The organism is Flavobacterium aquiphilum, from assembly GCF_027111335.1.
GTDB classification, from domain to species: domain Bacteria; phylum Bacteroidota; class Bacteroidia; order Flavobacteriales; family Flavobacteriaceae; genus Flavobacterium; species Flavobacterium aquiphilum.
Window position 1 is genome coordinate 797,561 of the sequence record NZ_CP114288.1, and the last position, 23,032, is coordinate 820,592.

25 protein-coding genes are annotated in these 23,032 nt (G+C 34.7%); 16 read left to right on the forward strand and 9 right to left on the reverse strand.

Going from position 1 to position 23,032, the window contains the following annotated elements; genetic code table 11:
* Positions 1 to 36 precede the first annotated feature (36 nt).
* From OZP12_RS03265 to OZP12_RS03285, 5 genes are all read left to right on the forward strand, one after another.
* Positions 37 to 810 carry a threonine/serine exporter family protein gene (locus tag OZP12_RS03265; protein ID WP_281227621.1) on the forward strand — a complete coding sequence of 258 codons (774 nt, stop codon included), beginning with the start codon at positions 37 to 39 and terminating at the stop codon, positions 808 to 810.
* A gap of 1 nt (position 811) precedes the next feature.
* On the forward strand, positions 812 to 1,333 hold the full coding sequence (locus OZP12_RS03270) for a threonine/serine exporter family protein (RefSeq protein ID WP_281227622.1): 522 nt from the start codon (positions 812 to 814) through the stop codon (positions 1,331 to 1,333).
* Positions 1,334 to 1,491: 158 nt separating this feature from the next.
* Complete coding sequence (locus OZP12_RS03275; protein WP_281227623.1) at positions 1,492 to 2,265, forward strand: HNH endonuclease; 774 nt, start codon at positions 1,492 to 1,494, stop codon at positions 2,263 to 2,265.
* Between the two features lie 11 nt (positions 2,266 to 2,276).
* Positions 2,277 to 2,699, forward strand: coding sequence for a very short patch repair endonuclease (locus OZP12_RS03280; protein ID WP_281227624.1), 423 nt, complete (start codon positions 2,277 to 2,279; stop codon positions 2,697 to 2,699).
* 165 nt (positions 2,700 to 2,864) lie between these two features.
* A complete protein-coding gene (locus OZP12_RS03285; RefSeq protein ID WP_281227625.1) occupies positions 2,865 to 3,179 on the forward strand; it encodes an HPF/RaiA family ribosome-associated protein in 315 nt (104 codons plus the stop codon).
* 75 nt (positions 3,180 to 3,254) lie between these two features.
* Here OZP12_RS03285 and OZP12_RS03290 read toward each other — a convergent pair whose 3' ends face one another.
* Together OZP12_RS03290 and OZP12_RS03295 are read right to left on the reverse strand one after the other, a co-directional pair.
* Positions 3,255 to 4,847 carry a L,D-transpeptidase family protein gene (locus OZP12_RS03290; protein WP_281227626.1) on the reverse strand — a complete coding sequence of 531 codons (1,593 nt, stop codon included), beginning with the start codon at positions 4,845 to 4,847 and terminating at the stop codon, positions 3,255 to 3,257.
* A gap of 103 nt (positions 4,848 to 4,950) precedes the next feature.
* Complete coding sequence (locus OZP12_RS03295; protein ID WP_281227627.1) at positions 4,951 to 5,487, reverse strand: porin family protein; 537 nt, start codon at positions 5,485 to 5,487, stop codon at positions 4,951 to 4,953.
* A gap of 306 nt (positions 5,488 to 5,793) precedes the next feature.
* On the opposite strand from OZP12_RS03295, the gene OZP12_RS03300 reads away from it, so the two are divergent.
* From OZP12_RS03300 to OZP12_RS03340, 9 genes are all read left to right on the forward strand, one after another.
* Positions 5,794 to 8,280 (forward strand): AsmA family protein, encoded by a 2,487-nt coding sequence (locus OZP12_RS03300; RefSeq protein WP_281227628.1) that lies wholly within the window; start codon positions 5,794 to 5,796, stop codon positions 8,278 to 8,280.
* Positions 8,277 to 8,786, forward strand: coding sequence for a nuclear transport factor 2 family protein (locus tag OZP12_RS03305; protein ID WP_281227629.1), 510 nt, complete (start codon positions 8,277 to 8,279; stop codon positions 8,784 to 8,786). Before OZP12_RS03300 ends, OZP12_RS03305 begins: the two co-directional genes overlap by 4 nt.
* A 73-nt stretch (positions 8,787 to 8,859) precedes the next feature.
* Positions 8,860 to 9,534: a tRNA (guanosine(46)-N7)-methyltransferase TrmB gene (gene trmB / locus OZP12_RS03310; protein ID WP_281227630.1), complete on the forward strand. Its 675-nt coding sequence runs from the start codon at positions 8,860 to 8,862 to the stop codon at positions 9,532 to 9,534.
* Positions 9,535 to 9,592: 58 nt separating this feature from the next.
* Positions 9,593 to 10,228 (forward strand): LysE family transporter, encoded by a 636-nt coding sequence (locus OZP12_RS03315; protein ID WP_281227631.1) that lies wholly within the window; start codon positions 9,593 to 9,595, stop codon positions 10,226 to 10,228.
* A 6-nt stretch (positions 10,229 to 10,234) separates the two neighbouring features.
* The gene (locus OZP12_RS03320; protein WP_281227632.1) at positions 10,235 to 10,567 is read left to right on the forward strand and encodes an MGMT family protein; all 333 of its coding nucleotides are present in this window, start codon (positions 10,235 to 10,237) and stop codon (positions 10,565 to 10,567) included.
* A 246-nt stretch (positions 10,568 to 10,813) separates the two neighbouring features.
* Entirely contained in the window at positions 10,814 to 11,941 is a 1,128-nt protein-coding gene (locus OZP12_RS03325) for an Mrp/NBP35 family ATP-binding protein (protein WP_281227633.1), read from the forward strand.
* 91 nt (positions 11,942 to 12,032) lie between these two features.
* Positions 12,033 to 12,272, forward strand: coding sequence for a NifU family protein (locus OZP12_RS03330; protein ID WP_281227634.1), 240 nt, complete (start codon positions 12,033 to 12,035; stop codon positions 12,270 to 12,272).
* A 264-nt stretch (positions 12,273 to 12,536) separates the two neighbouring features.
* Positions 12,537 to 13,010, forward strand: coding sequence for a hypothetical protein (locus OZP12_RS03335; RefSeq protein ID WP_281227635.1), 474 nt, complete (start codon positions 12,537 to 12,539; stop codon positions 13,008 to 13,010).
* 55 nt (positions 13,011 to 13,065) lie between these two features.
* Positions 13,066 to 13,383, forward strand: coding sequence for a 2Fe-2S iron-sulfur cluster-binding family protein (locus OZP12_RS03340; protein ID WP_073205174.1), 318 nt, complete (start codon positions 13,066 to 13,068; stop codon positions 13,381 to 13,383).
* Positions 13,384 to 13,828: 445 nt separating this feature from the next.
* On the opposite strand, the gene OZP12_RS03345 is transcribed toward OZP12_RS03340, so the two are convergent.
* A complete protein-coding gene (locus tag OZP12_RS03345; RefSeq protein ID WP_281227636.1) occupies positions 13,829 to 15,007 on the reverse strand; it encodes an acyl-CoA dehydrogenase family protein in 1,179 nt (392 codons plus the stop codon).
* 419 nt (positions 15,008 to 15,426) lie between these two features.
* Between OZP12_RS03345 and OZP12_RS03350 the strand changes: the two genes are divergently transcribed.
* Positions 15,427 to 15,810 carry a hypothetical protein gene (locus OZP12_RS03350; RefSeq protein WP_281227637.1) on the forward strand — a complete coding sequence of 128 codons (384 nt, stop codon included), beginning with the start codon at positions 15,427 to 15,429 and terminating at the stop codon, positions 15,808 to 15,810.
* Positions 15,811 to 15,962: 152 nt separating this feature from the next.
* On the opposite strand, the gene OZP12_RS03355 is transcribed toward OZP12_RS03350, so the two are convergent.
* The 4 genes from OZP12_RS03355 to OZP12_RS03370 form a co-directional block, all read right to left on the reverse strand.
* On the reverse strand, positions 15,963 to 17,369 hold the full coding sequence (locus OZP12_RS03355) for a carbohydrate porin (protein ID WP_281227638.1): 1,407 nt from the start codon (positions 17,367 to 17,369) through the stop codon (positions 15,963 to 15,965).
* A 288-nt stretch (positions 17,370 to 17,657) separates the two neighbouring features.
* Complete coding sequence (locus OZP12_RS03360; protein WP_281227639.1) at positions 17,658 to 18,371, reverse strand: tRNA1(Val) (adenine(37)-N6)-methyltransferase; 714 nt, start codon at positions 18,369 to 18,371, stop codon at positions 17,658 to 17,660.
* Positions 18,372 to 18,466: 95 nt separating this feature from the next.
* Positions 18,467 to 18,991, reverse strand: a complete 525-nt coding sequence (gene rimM / locus OZP12_RS03365) for a ribosome maturation factor RimM (protein ID WP_281227640.1) — start codon at positions 18,989 to 18,991, stop codon at positions 18,467 to 18,469.
* Between the two features lie 14 nt (positions 18,992 to 19,005).
* Entirely contained in the window at positions 19,006 to 19,557 is a 552-nt protein-coding gene (locus tag OZP12_RS03370) for a 30S ribosomal protein S16 (protein ID WP_281227642.1), read from the reverse strand.
* A 330-nt stretch (positions 19,558 to 19,887) separates the two neighbouring features.
* On the opposite strand from OZP12_RS03370, the gene rbp reads away from it, so the two are divergent.
* Positions 19,888 to 20,226 carry an RNA-binding regulator gene (gene rbp / locus OZP12_RS03375; protein WP_281227643.1) on the forward strand — a complete coding sequence of 113 codons (339 nt, stop codon included), beginning with the start codon at positions 19,888 to 19,890 and terminating at the stop codon, positions 20,224 to 20,226.
* Between the two features lie 112 nt (positions 20,227 to 20,338).
* Here rbp and leuB read toward each other — a convergent pair whose 3' ends face one another.
* Positions 20,339 to 21,394: a 3-isopropylmalate dehydrogenase gene (gene leuB, locus OZP12_RS03380; RefSeq protein ID WP_281227644.1), complete on the reverse strand. Its 1,056-nt coding sequence runs from the start codon at positions 21,392 to 21,394 to the stop codon at positions 20,339 to 20,341.
* Between the two features lie 51 nt (positions 21,395 to 21,445).
* A complete protein-coding gene (locus OZP12_RS03385; protein ID WP_281227645.1) occupies positions 21,446 to 22,969 on the reverse strand; it encodes an alpha-isopropylmalate synthase regulatory domain-containing protein in 1,524 nt (507 codons plus the stop codon).
* Between the last annotated feature and the right edge of the window lie 63 nt (positions 22,970 to 23,032).

A 23,032-nucleotide genomic window follows, 5' to 3' on the forward strand; every position in this document is an offset into this window, starting at 1 on the left:
CTAAATTTGATAGTAAAAAAAAACAACCGCATTTATATGGAAATTGTTGCAAAACCAAACAAGTACGAACTAGGAGAAATGCTCCTGGAAATCGGTTCCTTACTCATCGTTTCAGGAGCCAATACCGAACGTGTAAAAGTTACCATCAGTAGAATAGCAGGGGCTTTTTGTTGTGATTCGGATTTAATGATTACCAATCACGCCTTGATGATTACTTTAACATACAAAGACAATATCAAAACATTTACCAGTGTAAAATGGGTGCCCAATATGCATCTTAATTTCAATCTCATTTCAGATATCAGTACGATGAGTTGGAAAATTGTAGAAGAAAAATGGTCGGTGGAACGCATTAACAACGAAATAAAAAAGTTAGACCGCAAACCCTTGTATTCAAGGGGATTGGTTTTGTTTTTGGTAGCGCTGGCAGGAGCCTCATTCTGTAGATTGTTTGGAGGCGGGTTAGTAGAAATGATCCTTTGTTTTTCCGGGACTTTGGTCGGGCTTTTTGTGAGACAGGAAACCATGAAACTCAAATTTAATTTTTATGTGTGCATCTTTTTTGCTTCATTAACCTCTTCGTTTTTGGTTGGGCTTTATTCTTTTTTGAATCCTGGAGTAGAATTCATTCATGCTTTATCCACTTCGGTATTGTTTTTAATCCCGGGAGTGCCTATGATTAATTCCTTCTCGGACTTAATTGACGGAAATATATTAAACGGAACCACCAGAGGTGTAAATGTATTGGTTATCGCTTTTGCCATTTCATTGGGATTAATGGTTTCATTATTAATTTTTAATTTACACTAAAATGGATTTTGCATTATTAGAAAAAGGAATTTGGCTGGGTTGCGCAGGAATTGGTTTTGCCGTATTGTTTAATGTACCACGCAGGACGTTGGGGATTATTTATATCATTTCGGCACTAGGAGGATTGCTTAAATTTTATTTGATATCACTTGAAGTAGGATTGATTTTTGCTGCCCTATGCGGTGCTAGTCTTATTGGATTTTTCAGTGTATTGGCAGCACATTATCGCAAGGCACCTCCAATGACTTTTGCACTTCCAGCATTAATACCTATGATTCCTGGATTTTTTGCCTACAAAGCTATGGTTGGGGTGATGAAATTAACCGCCGAAAAAGATCCTGATGTTTACACCAAGCTCTTTTTCGAAACGGTAAACAACGGTCTTTCGGCTTTGTTGATCATTTTGGCCTTAGCCGCAGGAGTGGCCATCCCAATGTTGATTACCCGAAAGGAAACCGTCAAGAGAATTAAAACCGATAAAGTTTTAGAAAAACAAATGGAAAACTTAGAGGAAGAAAATTAAAATAAACCTTTTTATAAACCAAAAACGTCAGTCGAAAGATTGGCGTTTTTTTTAAACTTATAAAATATGATAAGTGGCTCGTGTTTTTCAGCATTAAAACAACGTTCATATTTAGATTTAAAAGATTTATATTTGTCTGTAATGTATTAAATAACAATATGGCTAAAAAAAATCTTTGGACTCGTGAAGAATTAATACTTGCTTTTAATTTGTATTTAAAAATTGAATTTGGGAAAACACATAAGGGTAATCCAAAAGTTATTGCTTTGGCAAATATTTTAGGAAGAACACCAAGTTCGATTGGAATGCGATTAGGAAATTTTGCGAGTATAGATCCATATCATCAAGAAAGAGGAGTTGGGGGGTTAAAAGGAGGTATGAATCAAGTAAAACCAATTTGGGATGAGTTCTTTCATAATCAAGAAGAATTAGTTTTTCTAAGTGAAGAAATCCTTGCCCAAAAAGAGAATACTTCAATAGAAAAGAAATACCGAGATATTCTTTTAGATTTAAAAGGATTAAAAGGAGAAACTGTTGTTCGAGAAGTAAAAACCAGAGTAAATCAATCTGTTTTCAGACAAATGGTTTTAACCAATTACAGTTCCAAATGCGCCATTACAGGAATTGATATTCCTGAATTATTATTAGCAAGTCATATTGTTCCTTGGTCAAAAAATGAAAATGAAAGATTAAATCCCGAGAACGGCATTTGTCTTTCTGCCCTTTATGACAAAGCATTCGATAAAGGATTAATTGGCATTAATAAAAATCATCATGTTTTGCTTTCAACTTCAATAAAAAGCAAAAAAGAAACATTATTCTATAAAAACTATTTTGCTCCAATCGAAAATCAAAAGATTATTGAGGCCGTAAAATATTTACCTAGAAAAGAATTCCTGGAATATCATTTAGACACTATCTTTGATAAGTAATTATCTAAGTAATGGAAAAGTTTTCCAAAGAACAGAGAAGTAAAATTATGCGAGCCATTCGCAGCACAAATACCAAAGATGAGGTGCGATTGGCCAAAGCCTTATGGAGTTTAGGATACCGATACCGAAAAAACAATAAGACTGTTTTCGGCAAGCCAGACCTTACTTTCAAACAACTTAAAATTGCCATTTTTGTGGATTCAGAATTCTTTCATGGAAAAGACTGGGAAGACAGAAAAAAACCGCAGACCAATACCGAGTTTTGGCAAAAGAAAATAGAGCGAAACATTCAAAGGGATGTTGAGGTTACTAATTACCTTGAATCCCAAAACTGGAAAGTAATCCGTTTTTGGAGTCACGAAATAGAAAAAAAGCTGGAAGATTGTATTGATATTATTCAACAGGAAATCGCTTTGCGGAAAAAACAAAACTAATCATTAAAGCTATTTACTATTCACTATTTTTTTTGCTTTTAAAGACTTAAGTTTTTAAAATAAAACGGCTTTTTTCTTTCATAATCTTTTGCTAAAACGGAATTGTTTCCAGAAAATAATTTTTATATTTGAGAATAAAGTAAAAAATAATTAATTAGCAGATATATGAAAGTACAAATCAACACAGACAAAAATGTAGAAGGAAGCGATAGATTGGAAGCTTATTTTTCTGGGGAAATAGAAAGAGTGCTAGCTCGTTTTGATGACAAAGTGACGCGTATCGAAGTGCATTTTGGGGATGAAAATAGTGCCAAATCAGGTGTAAACGACAAACGTTGTCTTATCGAAGCAAGACCTGCCAATATGCAACCCATAGCTGTTACAGAACATGCTGATTCGCTCGAAAAGGCATTTAGCGGAGCTTTGGATAAAATCAAAAAAACACTCACTACTACATTCGATAAGCAGAAAGTGCATTAATAAATTTAAATCATCGCATAAAACAAGAAAGGCTGTCTCTATAGATAGCCTTTCCTGTTTTATATTAGTTCGGGTTTATTCCTCAAACAACATCGTTGCTAATCGATCATCTCTTTGATACACATCGTCATAAAAATGGATAACCCCTTCGTTATCGACCCAAGCGGTAAAATAACCAATGTAAACCGGGATTTTATTTTTTAGTGTGTACCAGGATTCTTTGCCACTATGCATGGCAGAATCAATCTTTTCGGGAGTCCAGTTTTTATCATCTTTTAAAATTTCGTTGGCTAATTCAACCGGTTTCTCCACTCGTATGCAACCGTGACTGAAAGCCCTTTTTTCTTCATTGAATAAATTTTTAGAGGGGGTGTCATGCAGGTAAATGGAATTGTTATTGGGAAACAAAAACTTTATTAAACCCAATGAGTTTTTTGGACCTGGTTTTTGTCTAAGGACACCATTATTCCATTCCATGTTGTGTTGGGACAGGTAGTTTGGATTTTTGGCTATTCCTGGATTGATTTCTTTTGTGATGATGCTTTTAGGCACATTCCAATACGGACTAAAAACAATATAACGCATATCGGCACTGAAAATAACTGTCTTGTTCATGTCTTTTCCAACGACTACATTGGAAACTAAAACTGGTTTCCCATCCTTAAAATACTTTAATCGATAGGAGGGAATATTAATCACGATTAATTCTTTGGCTTTGGCAACATCAACATCAATCCAACGGCAACGTTCCATATTGACGGTAATGGTTTTGATACGATCTTCAATAGGCACATTCAAAGAAGCTATTATTCTTTTGTCAATAATCGGGTTTTCGCGTAGTCCGTTGCGGTTTTGGTATTTTGTGATTCCGGCTTTAAGAACATCGTCGTATATTGAGCTTTTGGAGTCGGTTGCAATGTCCTCCAAAATAAACAATCGCTGTCTGATTTGTGCAATGGTCTGCGAGGAATCGCCAAGCTTCAGGGAGATTTGGCTGGAGTCCAGTACTATGGAATCCCAGGAATTGTTTTTTTGTATTTTTCTGTATTTTTTAAGCATTTCTTTCAGATTGTAATACTGACCCAATACTTCTTTTTCATTTTTATTGATTAACGAAGGATTGGCGATAATAGAATCTAAATAATTGACATAGGATTTCTTTTTTCGAGGCAAATACCAACCCAATTCAGATGATTTTTGGCTGTCTATTCCTTTTAAAACTTTATGGGTGTAAAAAAAATAAAGAGAGGTAAGTAACAATTCATCATTGACAGTAGCATTTTGATCTTCGGTTGTCTTCTGGAAAAGGGTTTCCAGCTTTTCTTTGTACGGAATGTCGGTCTTAATTCCTTCATCTTCCATATTATTTAATTTGCCATAAAGGATTTGGCTTACTTCAAGTATGCCTTTATTGTCAAACCAAATGTATTGATACTTCCGTTTTTGATATAATTCGGTGGTTTCTTGTTGGTATTTTTGTAGTTCAGGATAATGTTTAAAAAAAGTGTTGACCAAAGTACTGTCAAATGAAGGAAGGCTTTTTACTTCGGTAAGGGTATTGATGGTAGGTGGTAATTTTAGACTGGTATCATCTTTTTTTTTACAGGAGAACATAGAAAGAGAGGAACCCAAAATAAAGAGGATAAGAAATACAATATATTTTCTCATAGCTAAAATGGATTAGAGACAACATAAATGTACAAAAAAAGTTGCCTTAAAGGTATGAGCTTTAAGGCAACTTTTAATATAAGAAAAGGTTGGTGTGGTTTCTTTAAAATTGGAAAGCGGCTCCAACTTGAAAAACTTGATTTTTTCCTGAAACACCATCAAAAGTATCATTCAAGCCTGTAATGTATCGTGCATTTATAGACAATCCTAAAGGTAAATTTAGAGATGTTCCAAAAGCCCATGAAGGAACAAAGCTGTTTGCATCATAATTTAAATAATCCGACGCGTTGTCTGCAACTTTAAATCCAAATTGTGGTCCTGTTTCAAAACTTAATAATTTAACAACATATAGTTTAGCCAAAATAGGTACAGTAAGGTAATCAACTTTTACATGATCAATATTAGTGTCAAATCCCTCTTGTGAATATTGTACCTCAGGTTGGATAAAAAGCATGCTTTTCACCAATCCAATTTCTTTGTAAGCACCAACATAAAGTCCGGTTTTTGCATCTGTGTTAAAACCTTTTACATTAACATCAGAAATGTTAACCCCTGCTCTTATTCCCCAAGCTTGTGCTGAAGCTGAATTAGACAATAATACTATGAAAGTACCTACTAATAAAAATTTTAATGATTTCATATTTTTTTGTTTAAGGTTAAAACCCTTAAAGGGCATAATTAGTTCAAAAGTACTACAATTTTTCAATTCTTGCATAATATACTACAAAGATGCTTTTAAACAAGTATTTTGAATTGGATGAAAAATGAATTCAAATAGTTGAATATAATTGCGTTGTAGTGTTAAAGTTTTTAAGATATAACGACCGTTTTTGTAATATATTATACTAACTTTGATAAAGGTCGGTTTGTTTAGCTGGCTCTCTAAATTCTGATAGTTAAAGCCAAAAGAAATATTTTTATAGTGAATAACGTCTAAATAATTGGTATGAAAGAGTTTATGTTAAAAGCAAAAGATTTTTTTAAAACAAGTAGAGCTAAAAAGATTTTAAAAAGAATAAGTTTTTTTATTATCGGTTTTTTAGCGCTAATACTTGTTCTCTTCATTGGATTGCGGATTTATTTCAACCAAAATAAGGAGACTATACTGACCAGCATTAATCAAAAAATCAATGAGAATATTTCAGGACACGCGAGTATTGGTGATCTTGGATATAAATTTTTGATTGGTTTCCCAAATTTTACTGTTGTTTTGAACAAAGTAGAGCTTCAAGATAGTTTGTATGCCATACACAAAAGAAGCGTACTGAAAGCTGAAGAAATCGAAGTGCGATTGAATGTTCTGAGTTTGTTGCACAAAAAAGTTGATATCGAGAAAGTAGTATTGATAGACACTAAAATTGATTTGTTTAAAGATAAAAACGGCGTTTCCAATTCGAATATTTTCAAACCTAAGCCAAAAACAAATAAACCCAAAAGTAAAACTGAAACCGAGATTGGTGAGGTTGATTTTAAGAATGTGGTTTTCATATCCCAAAATTTACAAAGAAATAAATTGTTTCATTTTGAAGTGAATTCTTTAAAATGTAAAATGAATTATAATGATGATGGTTGGGGAACAGACTTACATCTTGATGTTTTTGCAAAAAGTATGGCTTTCAATACCAAAAAAGGGAGTTTTATAAAAGACAAAAGGGTAAAAGGAAAATTAGCAGTTCAATTCTCTAAATCCAAAAATAAAATTGATGTGCTTACCGAAGGACTCGGAATTGGCGATGATGATTTTGATATCAAAGCCAGTTTTGGTCTGGATAAGGACCATCCAATGATGGACATCAATATAAAAACCCATATTCTGTGGTTGAATGCGGCACATTTGTTGGATCCTCATATTTTTAAAATCCTGAATCACTTTAACATCACAAAACCTTTGGATGCTCAATGTAGTATTAAAGGAGATATGAATGCTGAAGGTGATCCCGAAATTATTGTGGATGCCCAAATTAAGGATAACGTATTGGTTTCGTCCGAAGGGGAAACCAAAGATTGTAGTTTTGAAGCGCGATATACCAATAATTTCAAAAATGGTTTGGGTTACAATGATATCAATTCGGCTATTATTGTCAAAAACTTTACAGGAACTTATAAAGAGATACCAATAACTATTCCGTCTGCTGCTATTAGTAATTTAGAAAAACCGGTTGCGACAGGAGATTTTCATTCCAAATTTGATGTAGAAAAGCTTGGGAATATTTTTGGTGATGATTTTATAAAATTTAACGGAGGAACAGCCAAAGTTGATTTTAAATTCAATGTCGATATTGTGGCATTGCGAATTTCAAAACCTCGTTTTACAGGAAAAGTGAATATCGAAAAGGCCAATATGCTTCTTAAATCTAAGAATCTTGCTTTTCAAACCAATGTTCTTCTTGATTTTACTGATGAGGCTTTATTTATCCGAAATATAAAGTATCAAAGAGACAGAAACATTGTTTTTGTAGATGGAAAAATCGACAATTTCCTTAATCTCTATTATGACGATCCTGCAAAAATGGTAGCTGTTTTGAATATCAACAGTCCTTTTTTGGATATGAAAAAATTCATGGGGGTTTTAGCTCATGGTCAAACCAAGAAAGAAGTACCAAAAGAAGCAAAAAAACCGGTTAGCCAAGCTGATACCAAGAAAAGGATTGCACTTGTTGAAAAATGCCAAGTGGTTATTAATTTGAATCTGGACAAAATGGTGTATTCTAATTTGACCGCGACCAATGCAAAAATTAATCTTTTGGCTAATAACCGACGTTTTTACATTAAGCAAGGGGCAATTGAAACTTGTGGCGGTAAAATTACTTTCAATTCCCATCTGATTCCACAAGGTAATCTTTTTGAAGTCCAAACAAATGTAAATGTTGCTTCGGTTGATATCCCTCAGTTTTTAACGTCGTTCAAAAATTTTGGGGTTAAATCTTTTCAGCCTCAAAACATAAAAGGAAAACTTTCTGTCAAAACTGATTTGTCAGTAAAGATGACCCAAGATGGCGATTTGGTTGATGATTCTGCCAAAGGGAATTTTCAATATGACATCAGTAATGGGTCACTCATTAATTTTAAACCAATAATGAAAGTAGGTAAGTATGCATTTCCAAACCGAAATGTAAGCCATATTGTTTTTAATGATTTATCAGGTAAAGCTTCGATAAATGGTAGTTTGGTGAATGTTGATTATTTTAAAGTAAGTTCGAATGTATTGAATTTTGACGTTGAAGGTGTTTATTCGTTCAAGAAAGGAACTCAATTGGGCTTGGTAATTCCTTTGAGAAATCCGGAGGATGATTATAAAATAAAAGACTTAAAAGAAAGGGAAGTCAAACGCTATAAAGGAGTGGTTGTTCGTTTGTTGGTTGTGGATGGTAAAAATGGAGAAATGAAAATTAAACTAGGAAGTATTCCAAAAGAAAAAAAAGCTAAAGTATGAGAACATTATTTTTGAGTTTGGCGGTATTGACATTAGTTAGTTTTGATTCATTGAATTATAAAGTTTTTGATGAAAAAGAACAGGTGAATCGAACGCTTGATGCCTGGCACAAAGCGGCTGCTGAGGCTAAGGCCGAAATCTATTTTGGAATGATGACCGAAGATGCCATTTTTATCGGAACCGATCCAACCGAGAACTGGGATAAAAAAGCGTTTCAGGCATTTGCAAAGCCTTATTTTGACAAAGGAAAAGCGTGGGATTTTAAAGCAATTGAGCGTCATATTTACTTTGATAAATCAGGAAAATTGGCTTGGTTCGATGAGTTGTTGGACACTCACATGAAAATTTGCAGAGGTTCGGGAGTTTTGGTAAAAATAGGAAGCGAATGGAAAATCAAGCATTATGTTCTGTCGATGACTATCCCAAATGATAATATAAATGAAGTTGTCAAAATCATAGCTCCAATTGAAGATTCGTTGCTTAAAAAAATATTGAACAAGGGATAATTTTTGATTTTTACAGTACTTCCGCTTTCATTCTTATTTAATTCCTTAATTTTGCCGAAATTGCAAAAATATCGTGGGAAGTAAAAATAAATTAAAAAGGTTCAAGGAAAACGAAACATTCAATAATGTTTTTCAACCAACAAGAGAAGAGGTAGTGGGAGATTTGTTTCCGCTAAGAGGAAAGTGGAATTCAGATTTCTTTAAAAACGAAAATCCGTTAGTGCTGGAATTGGGTTGTGGAAAAGGAGAATATTCTGTTGGATTGGCCGAGAAATATCCCAATAAAAACTTTGTAGGAATCGATATTAAAGGAGCCCGTTTTTGGCGTGGTGCAAAAACTGCAGTTGAAACCGGATTACATAATGTGGCATTTGTAAGAACTCAAATTGAGTTGATCAATCATATTTTTGCCGAAAATGAAGTGGATGAAATTTGGATTACATTTCCGGATCCGCAAATAAAATACAAAAGAACGAAGCATAGAATGACGAATTCCGAATTCTTAAAATTGTACAAGAAGATTTTAAAGAAGGACGGAGTAGTTAATCTTAAAACCGATAGTGAGTTTATGCACGGTTATACATTAGGACTGCTTCATGGCGAAGGACATGAGGTTCTGTATGCCAATCATAATGTCTATGTAAACGAAGGAAGCCCTGAAGAAGTAACTGCTTTTCAGACTTTTTACGAAAAACAATATTTGGAAATTAACAAAGCGATTACGTATATACGTTTTAAAATCAAATAGGTTTGGTTGTGGTTTTCAGTTGATTGACTGAAGCAACAAACAGCATTGCAAACAAAGTATGAATCTACTTCCGCCTTTTTTTATAGGATTTATTGTAGCGGCAATCGGTATTACACCTCCCGGCTTGATTAATATGACTGCCGCAAAAGTGAGTTTGAAAGACGGTAGGAATGAAGCAATTTCTTTTGCTATAGGAGCAACGGTAATTGTTTTTTTTCAGACTTTTTTGGCTTTGCTTTTTGCTGATTTCATCAACAGCCATCCTGATATTATTAGTCTTCTTCAGGAAATAGGATTGTTCATATTCATTGGTTTGACTATTTATTTTTTTTGGAATGCCAAAAAACCAAAATTGCCTAAATCCGAAATGAAGGTACGCAGTAAAACGAATCGTTTTTTCTTAGGAATGTTGCTGTCTGCTTTGAATTTATTCCCCATTCCGTATTATGTTTTCATATCCATTACGCTTTCTGCTTATGGGTATTTTTCTTTTTTACAATCCTTTATTTTTACTTTTGTAGGCGGGGTGGTCATAGGGTCGTTCACAGTCTTTTATTTATATATTGAATACTTCAAAAAAGGAGAAGCAAAATCCTCTTTTTTAATGAATAATGGAAATTACATTATTGGTTCGATTACAGGCTTGGTTTCAATACTTACACTTTTCAAGCTTATTAACGGGTATCTTGGATAGGACAAAATGGAAGCATCAAACGATAATTTTTTCGAAAGAGTTTATACTGTGGTTAAGCAAATTCCCTACGGAAAAGTTACTTCCTATGGAGCTATTGCCAAAGTATTGGGAGCTGCGCGTTCGGCCAGAATGGTAGGTTGGGCGATGAATGCGGCACATAATCTTGAGGAGGTTCCTGCACATCGGGTGGTGAACAGAAAAGGGATGCTTACTGGTAAACATCATTTTGATGGTACTAATCTGATGCAGCAATTACTGGAAAGCGAAGGTGTTGTTATAGAGAATAACCAAATAGTTAATTTTGAGGATGTTTTTTGGGAACCCGAAATAGAGTTGTAATATCAATTTGGGACGAATAAAAGACAAGAATGAATATAGATGTTATTATGCATCACTATCAATAAATACAATTTAAATCCTTTATAATAAGAACATAATCCGTTATCTTTGCAGTCTAAAATTAGTTTAAATAAAGATAATTTTTTAGAGGTATTTAGACTAAAAAATAATAATGGAATCACCTGATTTAATTTGGAAACAACGTTAGATAGGTGATGGAATGTTTTAAATAAATTATAATTAGTAATGAAAATAGATAAAAAAGATATCCTTAAGGCATTAGAAACGATTACTGTTGCTGGAGAAGGTAAAAATATGGTAGAAAGCGGAGCGGTTGCAAACGTAATTACTTTTGGAGATGAGGTTGTTGTGGATTTGGTGTTACATACGCCGGCAATGCATATCAAGAAAAGAGCCGAAGACGATATCAAGAAAGTGATTCACGAATTGGTTTCTCCTGATGCCCAAATTAAAGTAAACATTAAAGTTGAAGTTCCGGAAAAGAATGAAATCAAAGGGAAAGCCATTCCTGGAATAAAAAATATTATTGCTGTTGCCTCTGGAAAAGGAGGGGTAGGGAAATCGACCGTTACAGCAAATTTGGCGGTAACATTGTCAAAGATGGGATTTAATGTAGGGGTTTTAGATGCTGATATTTATGGACCTTCTATGCCAATCATGTTTGATGTTGAAACTGCAAAACCAATTTCGGTTGAAGTTAACGGAAAATCAAAAATGAAACCGATTGAAAGTTACGGCGTGAAAATGCTTTCCATCGGATTTTTTACCTCGCCAAGCCAAGCCGTTATTTGGAGAGGACCAATGGCTTCCAAAGCGTTAAACCAAATGATTTTTGACGCTGATTGGGGAGAATTGGATTTTATGTTGATCGATTTGCCACCGGGAACAGGAGATATCCATTTGTCAATTATGCAGTCATTGCCGGTTACCGGTGCAGTTGTGGTAAGTACACCGCAAGCAGTTGCATTGGCCGATGCCAAAAAAGGAGTTTCGATGTTCATGTCTGAAGCTATAAATGTTCCTGTTTTGGGAATCATAGAAAACATGGCCTATTTCACACCGGAAGAATTGCCAAACAATAAATACTACATTTTTGGAAAAGAGGGAGCCAAAGATCTTGCACAAGATTTAGGGGTTGCTTTCCTTGGGGAAGTGCCAATTGTTCAGTCTATTCGCGAAGCAGGAGATTACGGACATCCAGCTGCATTGCAAACAGGAACTGTTATTGAAAATGTTTTTGAGGAGATAACACGAAATGTAGTTAGCGAGGTTATTAACAGAAATGAAAATTTGGAGCCTACTGAGGCAATAAAAATTACTACAATGGCTGGTTGCTCAGCTGTTAAAAAATAGACAACTTAGAATTTTAGAAAGTTTAGACAACTTTGAAATATTTTCAAAAGACTAACTAATCTGAAAATCTAATAATCTAATAATCTAAATTATGAAAACAGAAGAACTAAAAAATAACGTTTTAAAAGCGCTGGATGAAATTCGACCTTTCTTGAATTCGGATGGTGGCGATATAAAACTTATTTCAATTGACGAAGGAAAGCACGTGAAAGTGCGTCTTGAAGGGGCTTGTACGAGTTGCAGTGTAAATCAAATGACGTTGAAAGCAGGTGTTGAGACAACTATTAAAAAGTACGCTCCTCAAATAGAGACGGTTATTAATGTGTTGTAAAAACATTTAATAATGTCTTTTTGTTTAGTCAAAAATACATTATTAAAAAATGATATTTATCATCACAGTTCTTGTTAAAATGATGGTGGACTCTTGTTAAAATGCAATGAAAAGCTTTTTTTGGAATATTATTATTAATGAATAACCAATAAAACCGCAGTTTTTTTTAATATCTGCAAAAAATGTTGTGAATAATTCAAGTTATTTTTATTTGATTTTTCAAATAAAAATTTACATTTGTAACATAACCTACAAATTTGAATTATGAAAAAGCATTACTTATTAGTTATCTTACTTTTATGTTTTTGTAAAAATTATGGTCAAGAACCAATTCAAGAGGCTTATGTTTCAAGATCACATGTAATGGTTGATGAAGAGTGGGCCGAAGTTAATTATGGTTCAATGATTAATGTTTCGTCAAATAGGCAGGGGCAGTTGAAAATTGCAAATGCTGAATTTTTGACCGAACTTAGCGCCGGAAAAGCCAAAATGGTTGATAAAAGTGCTTATAGTACAGCCGAGTTGAGTTTGCCAGTACTGACTAAAACCAAAACTGAAAAGAATGGTCTGGTGAGTATGACCTATGAAGGCAAATTTATATTCAAAACAATCGAAGGGTCATATACCCCTTCTGTAAAAATAACTTTTGTTGTGAACCAGGCTGATATCATTGGCCTAAAGATTCATAACAATGAGAACGATAAAGATTACGCATTAGATCTAACTATAAAAGATTAAAATCGAAGTTTTAAAACGGCTCCGATTTTATTAATATTAAAGAATAAAAATATAAATGGACGTTTTAATAAAAATTAAAGATAGAGAAGGAGTAGTTCATGAATTGCAAGCGCCAACAGATATGGCGATGAATATAATGGAATTGTGTAAAGCCTATGAGCTTCCGGTTGAAGGAACCTGCGGCGGAATGGCAATGTGTGCATCTTGCCAATGTTATGTTCTTAATGATGTGCCACTTCCTGAAATGGGAGACGATGAAGAAGCAATGCTTTCGGAAGCTTTTTACGTAAAATCCAACAGTCGTTTAGGTTGTCAAATTCCAATAACCGAAAGCCTTGAAGGTTTAGAATTGGAGTTAGCTCCTGAAAATTAGATTTAAAATTTAGATTTCAGTCCCAATTATCAGTAAAAAGCTGAAAATTGGGACTAATTTTTTGGAGCAGAAACAAAAGGCATTTTTGTGATCATGGTTCCCGCTGTCCGTTACAATCTTGTATGCCAAACGACGGCACACAAGGATTTTTACTTCCATCGGGGCTAAAAGGAAGCATTTTGTTTTTTTGCATTATTTAATATGACTATCCGTTAATAATATCAACCCAAAATTTTGTCGGTTTATTAAAAAAACATAAGTTTTTTCTCTCTTAAAACATTAAGTAATTAAGGTTCATTAAGCCTAAAAACTTAATTTTTTTAATATCTTAATGGTTAAAAATATATTACTTTTTTTGGTCCGCTTAGCGAACAGTCATATTATTTAAAATGAAAAAGCTCCCCGTTTCCAAGAAGCTTTTCCGTCAGTTTTGTTTGTTTGGTTTTTATTTGAAAGCCGAAATTCCGGTTATGTCAAATCCTGTAATCAATAAATGGATATCGTGAGTTCCTTCGTATGTTATTACCGATTCGAGGTTCATCATATGACGCATAATCGAATATTCGCCGGTAATTCCCATTCCACCTAATATTTGTCGGGCTTCGCGAGCAATATTCAGCGCCATATCGACATTGTTTCTTTTGGCCATAGATATCTGAGCAGATGTTGCTCTTCCTTCATTTCTTAAAACACCAAGTCTCCAGGTAAGTAATTGTGCTTTAGTGATTTCGGTAATCATTTCAGCCAATTTTTTTTGCTGCAATTGGGTTCCTGCAATAGGTTTGTCAAACTGAATTCTTTCTTTGGCATATCGCAAAGCGGTATCGTAGCAGTCCATTGCCGCACCAATAGCTCCCCAGGCAATTCCGTAACGGGCAGAATCAAGACATCCTAACGGTGCGCCCAATCCAGATTTATTCGGAAGTAAATTTTCTTTAGGAATTTTTACATTATCAAAAATCAATTCGCCAGTAGATGAAGCTCTTAATGACCATTTATTGTGAGTTTCTGGTGTTGTAAAACCTTCCATTCCTCGCTCTACAATCAATCCGTGAATTCTTCCTTCTTCATTTTTTGCCCAAACGATAGCTATATCAGCGAAAGGTGCATTCGAAATCCACATTTTGGCACCATTCAAAAGATAATGGTCGCCCATGTCTTTGAAATTGGTAATCATGCTTCCCGGATCCGAACCGTGATTAGGCTCTGTCAAACCAAAGCAACCCATTAATTCCCCGGTTGCTAATTTTGGTAAATATTTTGTTCTTTGTTCTTCATTTCCATATTTCCAAATTGGATACATCACCAATGATGATTGCACTGATGAAGTGGAACGGACACCCGAATCACCACGTTCAATTTCCTGCATAATTAGACCATAAGAGATTTGGTCTAATCCTGCTCCTCCGTATTCTGCTGGAATGTAAGGGCCAAAACCACCTATTTCACCTAATCCTTTTATAATTTGTTTTGGGAATTCAGCTTTTTGGGCATATTCTTCTATAATGGGGGAAACTTCACGTTTTACCCAAGCTCGGGCGGAATCACGGACAAGTTTGTGTTCCTCGTTTAATAAATCATCTAGATTATAATAATCAGGGGCTTGAAATAAATCGGGTTTCATGTTATGATTTTTAATATTGATACAAATCTACATAAAGAAATATAACAAAACCAATTTAAAATGTTATAAAAAATATTTTTGATAAAAAAATGGACAAACACGTTACATTGCAATGCATTTGTAAAAGATTATTTATGCCTGATAATTAGTGTTTCTTGAATTATTACAGTTTTTGCAAATTTCAACTTAAGAATTCTTGAAGTATTTTTTGCGATAATTTCATAGGTTGAATCTTTTTTGACGCATAAAAAAATATTAAAAAAACCATAATTTGAGTGGATATCCTTGTAAAACAGATAGTTATTTAGATGTTTGAAACTAAATATAATTGTTGGATAGAGGAGGGTAATTTTGTAATATTGGGTGAAAATTAACCTACTTAAAAACGACGTCTTTTTACGTCAAAACCCTAATCGAATATGAAAAAAATTGTACTTATTTTGCTACTTTTTGTAGGAACTATGGGGTATTCCCAAGCCCTTGATTGTACTAAACTTAAAAATGTGAAAGCTTATAATCCGGACTATCCTAAAAGGACTTTTGTTATAAAGGGCGCATCCCAAGAAAGTTATGATGATGGAGTACTCCAATTGGTTTGGAGTGTTAAATGGTTAAGCGGATGTGAATATGAAGTTACTTGCGTTAAAAAGTTAGGTCAATCACAGATGGAAGTTGGTGATAGAATTGTTACAACAATTGTGAGTATTGATGGTGATTGCTTCACAGTTAAAAGAACATTTTTTGCTAAAAACTTTCCAGAGGGAGATGTTGATCCTGCAAGTACGTATTGTATAGCAAAATAGATGCTTGGAACTAATTAATTATCTATGTTCTTAGAATAATTGAGGTTTGTTTCTAAAATAAAGTAATACTAGATTTTCTGAAAATAGTAATCTGTTTAATAAGTCCTGATAATTTGAGATGTAAATCATAATATTATCAGGACTTTTTTTGTTTAAAATACCCACCATTCTACTTTTGCTCCAATATATTGTCCCCAGCTCTTGACACCACTTTGTGTGAGATAAGGGGAGTAGAGATGATTGGCGGCAAAATCATTATAATGTGCGATGCTGTAAACAAATCGAATATGTGGTCTCGCCCAAACACTTCTTTCGGATGTTGGGACAAGTGTGGGTGCAATTGAGAATTTTGTCATTTGTGCAAAATCCTGTGTTCCGTCTTTTCGCCAGGTCATATCAAATTCGTGAAGTAAATGCAGCCAGTTTTTAATGTACCAGGTTCCTCTTGCTCCAAATGCAATATCTTGTTTTCTGTTAAAAAGTTTTTGCTTGCCGAGATAATCAGTTGTAGTGTTTAGGCTGTCGCTGGCTCCTCTGCTTTTGGTATATAAAGCATATCCATTAAGCGAGTAATTTTTGTTTAAGTTTAATAAAAAAGTTTCTGTAAGTGCCAGTGAATAAGCATTCCTGAAACTGTTAGTTCTTAAGTTTGGTCCGCCATAAGTGATAAAGGTTTTACTACTTCCCCCGTCGCCTCCATTGGCAATTCCGGCACCGTAACGGGCGCTAATGGCATTAAAAGAACCTGCTAGTTTGGTTGCAAGGCTTGTTTGGTATTTAGCCCCAAATACATATCCGAAATCAGCAGGATAATTGTATTTTGTGGTTGCATCCTGTGTTGTTCCTGATGGTAATCTCTGAAATTCACCGAGTAATTTTACATATCCTTTTTTGGTTATTATGGAATGTTCTAATGTGGAGATGTATCTGTTGCGTAGTCCCAATGTTGGCGTTCCATTTACGATATTGAGGTAGAAATTTGGAGGCAATGTTGATGTCGTGTCTATTGATCCGGCAAAAATTACTGAAAACTGAGTGTTTTTGTGTTTGATACCCACTCCTTGTCCTGAATGGTCATCAAAATAATAATGGTCAATATTATGAATATCATCGTTTCTGTATAAACGTGCTCCAATCCACACGCTCCAATCACTTCCCATTATATTATTGGCTTCGGCAAATAATTCAGGCAAAGCGGTTGTTATTCCGCCTATTGATTTATTGGAGACATTACCGATTAATTGTCCTTGGGTGGTGTAAAATGCAAATCGAGCCTGAACATTTATTTTGGTGGTGTCTTTACTGGCAATGGTTGGAGAAAGGTGCATTGCAGTAATCAGTTCAAAGTAGTCGTTTTCTTCAAATCTTCCTCCGATAGAACCCATTCCGTTCAAATTGAGGGATTGTGGAAATTCACTATTAGGAGCTCCAAGACTATAAGCTATTCCGGCGCGGCCATAGCTTCCTAGCGAAAATTTTTTGTTTGAAATTACTGGAGCTTGAGCAAAGAATTCCAGTGATGCTAAAAGCATAAATAAGAGAAGAAAATGTTTTTTCATGGGTCTTTTTTAATACATCTTTGAATTATTTTTATAAATCCTTATTGTTGTTTTGTTTGAAAGACGGTTTGGTTTTTCTTAAATTATTATAAATGTAATATTCTTATACGCAATCAAATATACTTTTTTTTGTAAAAAAAATCAATATTTATCGAGTATAATTGCCAAGAAGATTAAATTGTTTTTTAAAAATAAAATACAATTTAAAGTTTGAATATTACAGGAGAAAATGATTATTGATAAAGGATGTTTGAAGTAGAGCAAAATTCTTTTAAAGAGAAAGAAAAACTACATTTTCAAATAAAAGTCTTTTGTCAATTCGATGTATTCTGGAGTATAAATATGTCTTGAAGTTTCAATGATCAACTCATTTGACAAAACAGTGTCGCTTTCGTTTCGACCGAAAGCCAATAAACTTCTTTTGATTTCTGAAGTAGGTGTTCCTTTTACACGAGTTATTTTGATAGGGTGTAATTCGTATTCTTCGGCAAGAGCCAGGAAATTTTCTTCTTCTTTGAAAGGAATAATAACCGAGAAGATTCCATTTTCAGAAAGTAATAATGCGGTAGCTTCGATTAAATCCTCGAAAGGCATAGCGTCTTGAAAACGTGCCAAATCTCGTTGATCATTTTCAGTTTTATAATCTTCGCTATAAAAAGGAGGATTGGAAACAATTAAATCATACTCGTCTTCAGGTTCTTCGACAAATTCGTCCAAACCTGCGTGAAAACAAAATAAGCGATCGTTCCAAGGGGAGTTTTCGAAGTTATCCGAAGCTTGCTCATAAGCATCGTCATCAATTTCCAAAGCATCGATTTGCTCGGCATGGCTTCTTTGGGCTAACATCAAAGCGATGATACCAGTTCCTGCGCCAATGTCAAGAATGCTGAAAGGATTGTTTTCGATGGGAGTCCATGCGCCAAGCAAAACACCGTCAGTTCCAATTTTCATCGCACAGCGGTCTTGTTCTACTGAAAATTGTTTGAATTGGAATTTAGGCATATGGATTTTAGATGGATGATTACTTGGTAAGTTCGTCTTTTGGTCTCGTGTAGCGAATGCAGATTTAAGATTAAAAACTGAGCCTGAATACTTTTTTAAAGGTACATTTCAATCAAGCCTTCTGGTAAATCCATAATGATTTTTTTGTTTTCCCTATCAACTTTAACCAGGAAGTGATCAACCATAGGAATTAGGATTTCGTTGCCGTCTTTAAGTACTTCAAAAAGAGGCTGGGCTGTGGTGTCGTTTATCGATTGGATATCTCCAACATATCCCAAGCGTTTGTCTTCTATTGCAAATCCAATAACTTCGTGAAAGTAAAATTTATTACCCGAAAGTTTAGGTAACATTTTTAAAGGAAGATATAAATCATTGCCAATTAAGGCATCGGCAGCTTCTTCTGTATCGATGTCTTCGAAACTAATTCTAAGGAAATCGTTTTTGTGTAAGGAGCTATTTTGAATAAAAAAAGGAACCAAGTGTTTGTTGCATTCAACAAACACTGATTCCAAGTTTTGGTATAACTCAGGTTCGTCCGTGTCCAAATAAGCAAGGATTTCCCCTTTGAAACTAAATTTTTTGGCGATTTTGCCCAAATAGAAACAATCTTCTTTACGCATTTTCGCCAGCTAAATTATGCTTCAGTTGTTTCGTTATTTTCTTCAGCAGCAGGAGCTTCTTCAGTTTCTGCAACAGGAGCTTCTTCAGCAGCTGCAGCAGCAATAGCATCTGCTTCAGCTTGTGCAGCAGCAGCGATACGTTTTGCGTTTACTTCTTGTTCAGCTTTCAATGCTTTAGCTCTATCAGCAGCTTGTGCTTTAGATAAACCTTCTTTTTTAGCGTCAACTTTTCCAGCTTTAGCTTCTAACCAAGCAGCTAATTTTGCGTCAGCTTGTTCTTGAGTCAAAGCTCCTTTACGGATACCTCCATCTAGGTGGTGTTTTAATAAAGCTCCTTTGTAAGAAAGGATAGCTTTAGCTGTATCAGTAGGTTGAGCACCATTGTGCAACCATTTTACTGCACTATCCAAGTCTAATTCGATAGTTGCAGGATTTGTGTTTGGATTGTAAGTACCAATTTTTTCAAGGTATCTACCATCTCTTTTTGAGCGTGCATCAGCCGCTACTACCCAGTAAAAAGGTTTTCCTTTTTTTCCGTGTCTTTGTAATCTAATTTTTACTGACATAATCGTATGATTAAATTTTGAGGTACTCGACCTCGATTAATTAAGGGTGCAAAGATACATCTTTTATTGTAACTATCTAAAAAGATTTTTATTTTAATGGTTAATAGTTTGTTAGCTGTTTTTTTAGCGTTATTTTAAAAAAAATGAGATAAAAAAAGTTTTATTTTTTGGACTTAAAATCAATTCAAAAGATAATTTCAATTAAATAATTATTGAGATCAAGGTAGATGAAAATGAAGGTTTTGTAAAATATTTCATAAATAAGCTAATTTATAGTAGATTAGAAAAAAAATAGAGTACATTTGTTTCAATTATTATAAATAAGAACTTATGAATATTTTTGTTGGAAGCCTTCCGTTCAGTATTGAGGAAGCAGATTTAAGAGAGTCTTTCGAGGCTTACGGAGCAGTTGATTCAGTTAAAATTATCACAGATAAATTTACAGGAAGAAGTAAAGGATTTGGATTTGTTGAAATGACAAATGATGATGAAGCTCAAAAAGCAATTGACGAATTGAACGGAGCTACTGTTCAAGGACGTGCAATTGTTGTAAACAAATCTGAACCAAAACCAGAAGGCGAAAGAAGAAGTTTTAATAACAACCGTAGTGGAGGTTATGGAAACAACCGTGGTGGAGATAACCGTGGTGACAGAGGAGGAAGATATTAATTGTTTTTTTCAATCATATAAAAAAGGTGTCAATGAAAATTGACACCTTTTTTTGTTTCCTCACCCTCCGCCCTCTCCAAAGGAGAGGGGACCGAAAAAGTGAATTTTATTTTTAGATGTTAGCGGCTAACCAGTCACCTACTTCTTTGGTACCGTATGCTTTGCCTCCATTTGCTAAATCTTCAGTAACCACTCCAGCTTCTAAAGCTTTGTTTACAGCATCTCTCATTGCTTTTCCTTCTTCCATCAATCCGAAATTTTCGAACATCATTGCAGCAGATAAAACAGTAGCCATTGGGTTAGCAATGTTTAATCCTGTAGCTTGTGGGTATGAACCGTGAATAGGTTCAAATAAAGATACTTCAGCTCCCATAGATGCAGAAGGCATTAATCCCATTGAACCTGAAATTACAGAAGCTTCATCTGTCAAGATATCCCCAAATAAGTTTTCAGTAATCAATACATCATAAGAGTTTGGCCATTGTACCAAACGCATAGCAACCGCATCAACAAATTCGTAGCTTACTTGAACTTCTGGATAGTCTTTTTCCATTGCCTGAACAGTTTCTCTCCATAAACGGGATGTTTCCAAAACGTTTGCTTTATCAACGCAGCATAATTTTTTAGAACGTGTCATTGCCAATTCGAAACCTTTTTTAGCTAGACGTTGAACTTCAGCTCTCGTGTAAACACAGTTGTCAAAAGCAGTATCTCCGTTGTCTTTTCTTCCTTTTTCACCAAAGTAAATTCCTCCTGTTAATTCTCTTAAGAAAACTAAGTCAGTTCCTTCGATTCTTTCTCTTTTTAAAGGAGATTTGTCCAATAAAGATGGGAATGTAAAAGTTGGTCTTACGTTTGCAAACAAACCTAGTGCTTTACGCATTTTTAACAAACCTTGTTCTGGTCGTACTGGTGCAGATGGATCGTTATCGTATTTAGGGTGACCAATTGCACCAAAAAGAACTGCATCGGCATTTTTACAAACTTCATGAGTTGAATCTGGATAAGGTTCACCTACTGCATCAATTGCAGCAGCACCGGTTAAAGCTGGTTTCCAAGTAATTTCGTGTCCAAATTTTTGTGCAATGGCATCTGATACTTTTACTGCTTGATCAATTACTTCTGGTCCGATTCCGTCCCCTGCTAAAAGTGCGATATTTAATTTCATTGTTGTTAATTTTGATTATATTTTTGATTTTAATTTATTCTAAAATGGGATTTAAATCACTACTACATTCAACATTTTTTGTGTGGCAATGATAGCGGCTACAGTTTGATCCGAGTCCAATCCTCTTGTTTTAAATTCTTTTCCATTGTTAGTCCAAGTGATTACGGTTTCGCATAATGCATCCGAACTACTTCCGGGCGGGATACGAACCGCATAATCGACTAATTTTGGCAAAGTCATTTTTTTGGTTTTGTAAATTTTCGAAAGCGCATTCATAAATGCATCAAACTGCCCGTCTCCCTGTGCGTTTTCTTCAATGATTTCGCCATCGATTTTTAAGCAAAGAGTTGTTGAAGGACGCATTCCTTTGGCATGAACCAAGACGTACGATTCCACTTTAATTTTCTCTTCATAAGTTTGACGGTCCAATACGTCAGATATAATATAAGGAAGGTCTTCTTTGGTAACGGTTTCTTTTTTGTCCCCCAATTCGATGATGCGTTGGGTTACTAGTTTCAAATCTTCGGAATTTAGTTTCAATCCCAATTCCTGAAGGTTCTTTTCGATATTGGCTTTTCCGGATGTTTTTCCTAAAGCATATTTTCGTTTTCTTCCAAAACGTTCCGGAAGAAGGTCATTGAAATATAAATTGTTTTTGTTGTCACCGTCTGCGTGAATACCAGCAGTTTGGGTAAAAACATTATCACCAACAATAGGTTTGTTGGCAGGGATTCTATATCCGGTAAAGGTTTCCACCAATTTGCTTACCGAGTACAAAGACGATTCTTTGATGTTGATTTTTACCTCAGGCAAAAAATCGTTAACGACGGCAACTGTACTTTCAAGCGGAGCATTTCCGGCGCGTTCGCCCATTCCGTTTACGGTAACGTGCAAACCGCTAATACCTGCTTTAATAGCTTCCATCACATTGGCTACGCTCAAATCGTAGTCGTTGTGAGCATGGAAATCAAAATGGGTATTAGGATATTTTTTTGTGATTTTCGAAATAAATTCAAATGTATCAGACGGGATAAGAACTCCCAAAGTGTCCGGTAACAATACTCTTTTGATAGGTTGTGTCGTTATGAAATCTAAATATTGGAAAACATATTCAGGAGAATTACGCATACCATTGCTCCAGTCTTCCAAATAAACATTGGTCGAAATTCCATTTTCGGTGGCCAATGCAATTGTTTGTGCGATTTCGGCAAAATGTTGTTCCGGTGTTTTTTTTAATTGATGGGTCAAATGATTTAGAGAACCTTTAGTCAATAAATTTTGAACTTTGGCTCCTGCTTTTTTCATCCATTCGATTGAAATTCCGCCATCGACAAATGTCAGTACTTCGACTTTGTCGGTATAGCCTTTTTCATTAGCCCAAGCCATAATTCCGCTTACGCCTTGAAATTCACCTTCGCTTACTCGGGCAGAAGCTATTTCAATACGGTCAACATTTAATTCTTCAAGCAATAATTGCGCAATGGTTAATTTTTCCGCAGCAGAAAAGGATACACCCGAGGTTTGTTCACCGTCACGGAGTGTGGTATCCATTATTTCAATTTTTCTTTTTTCCATATTGCTAGTATAAATTCTTTTTGAAAAGGGGTATTGTGTGTTTTATTGTTTTTTATTCTGACA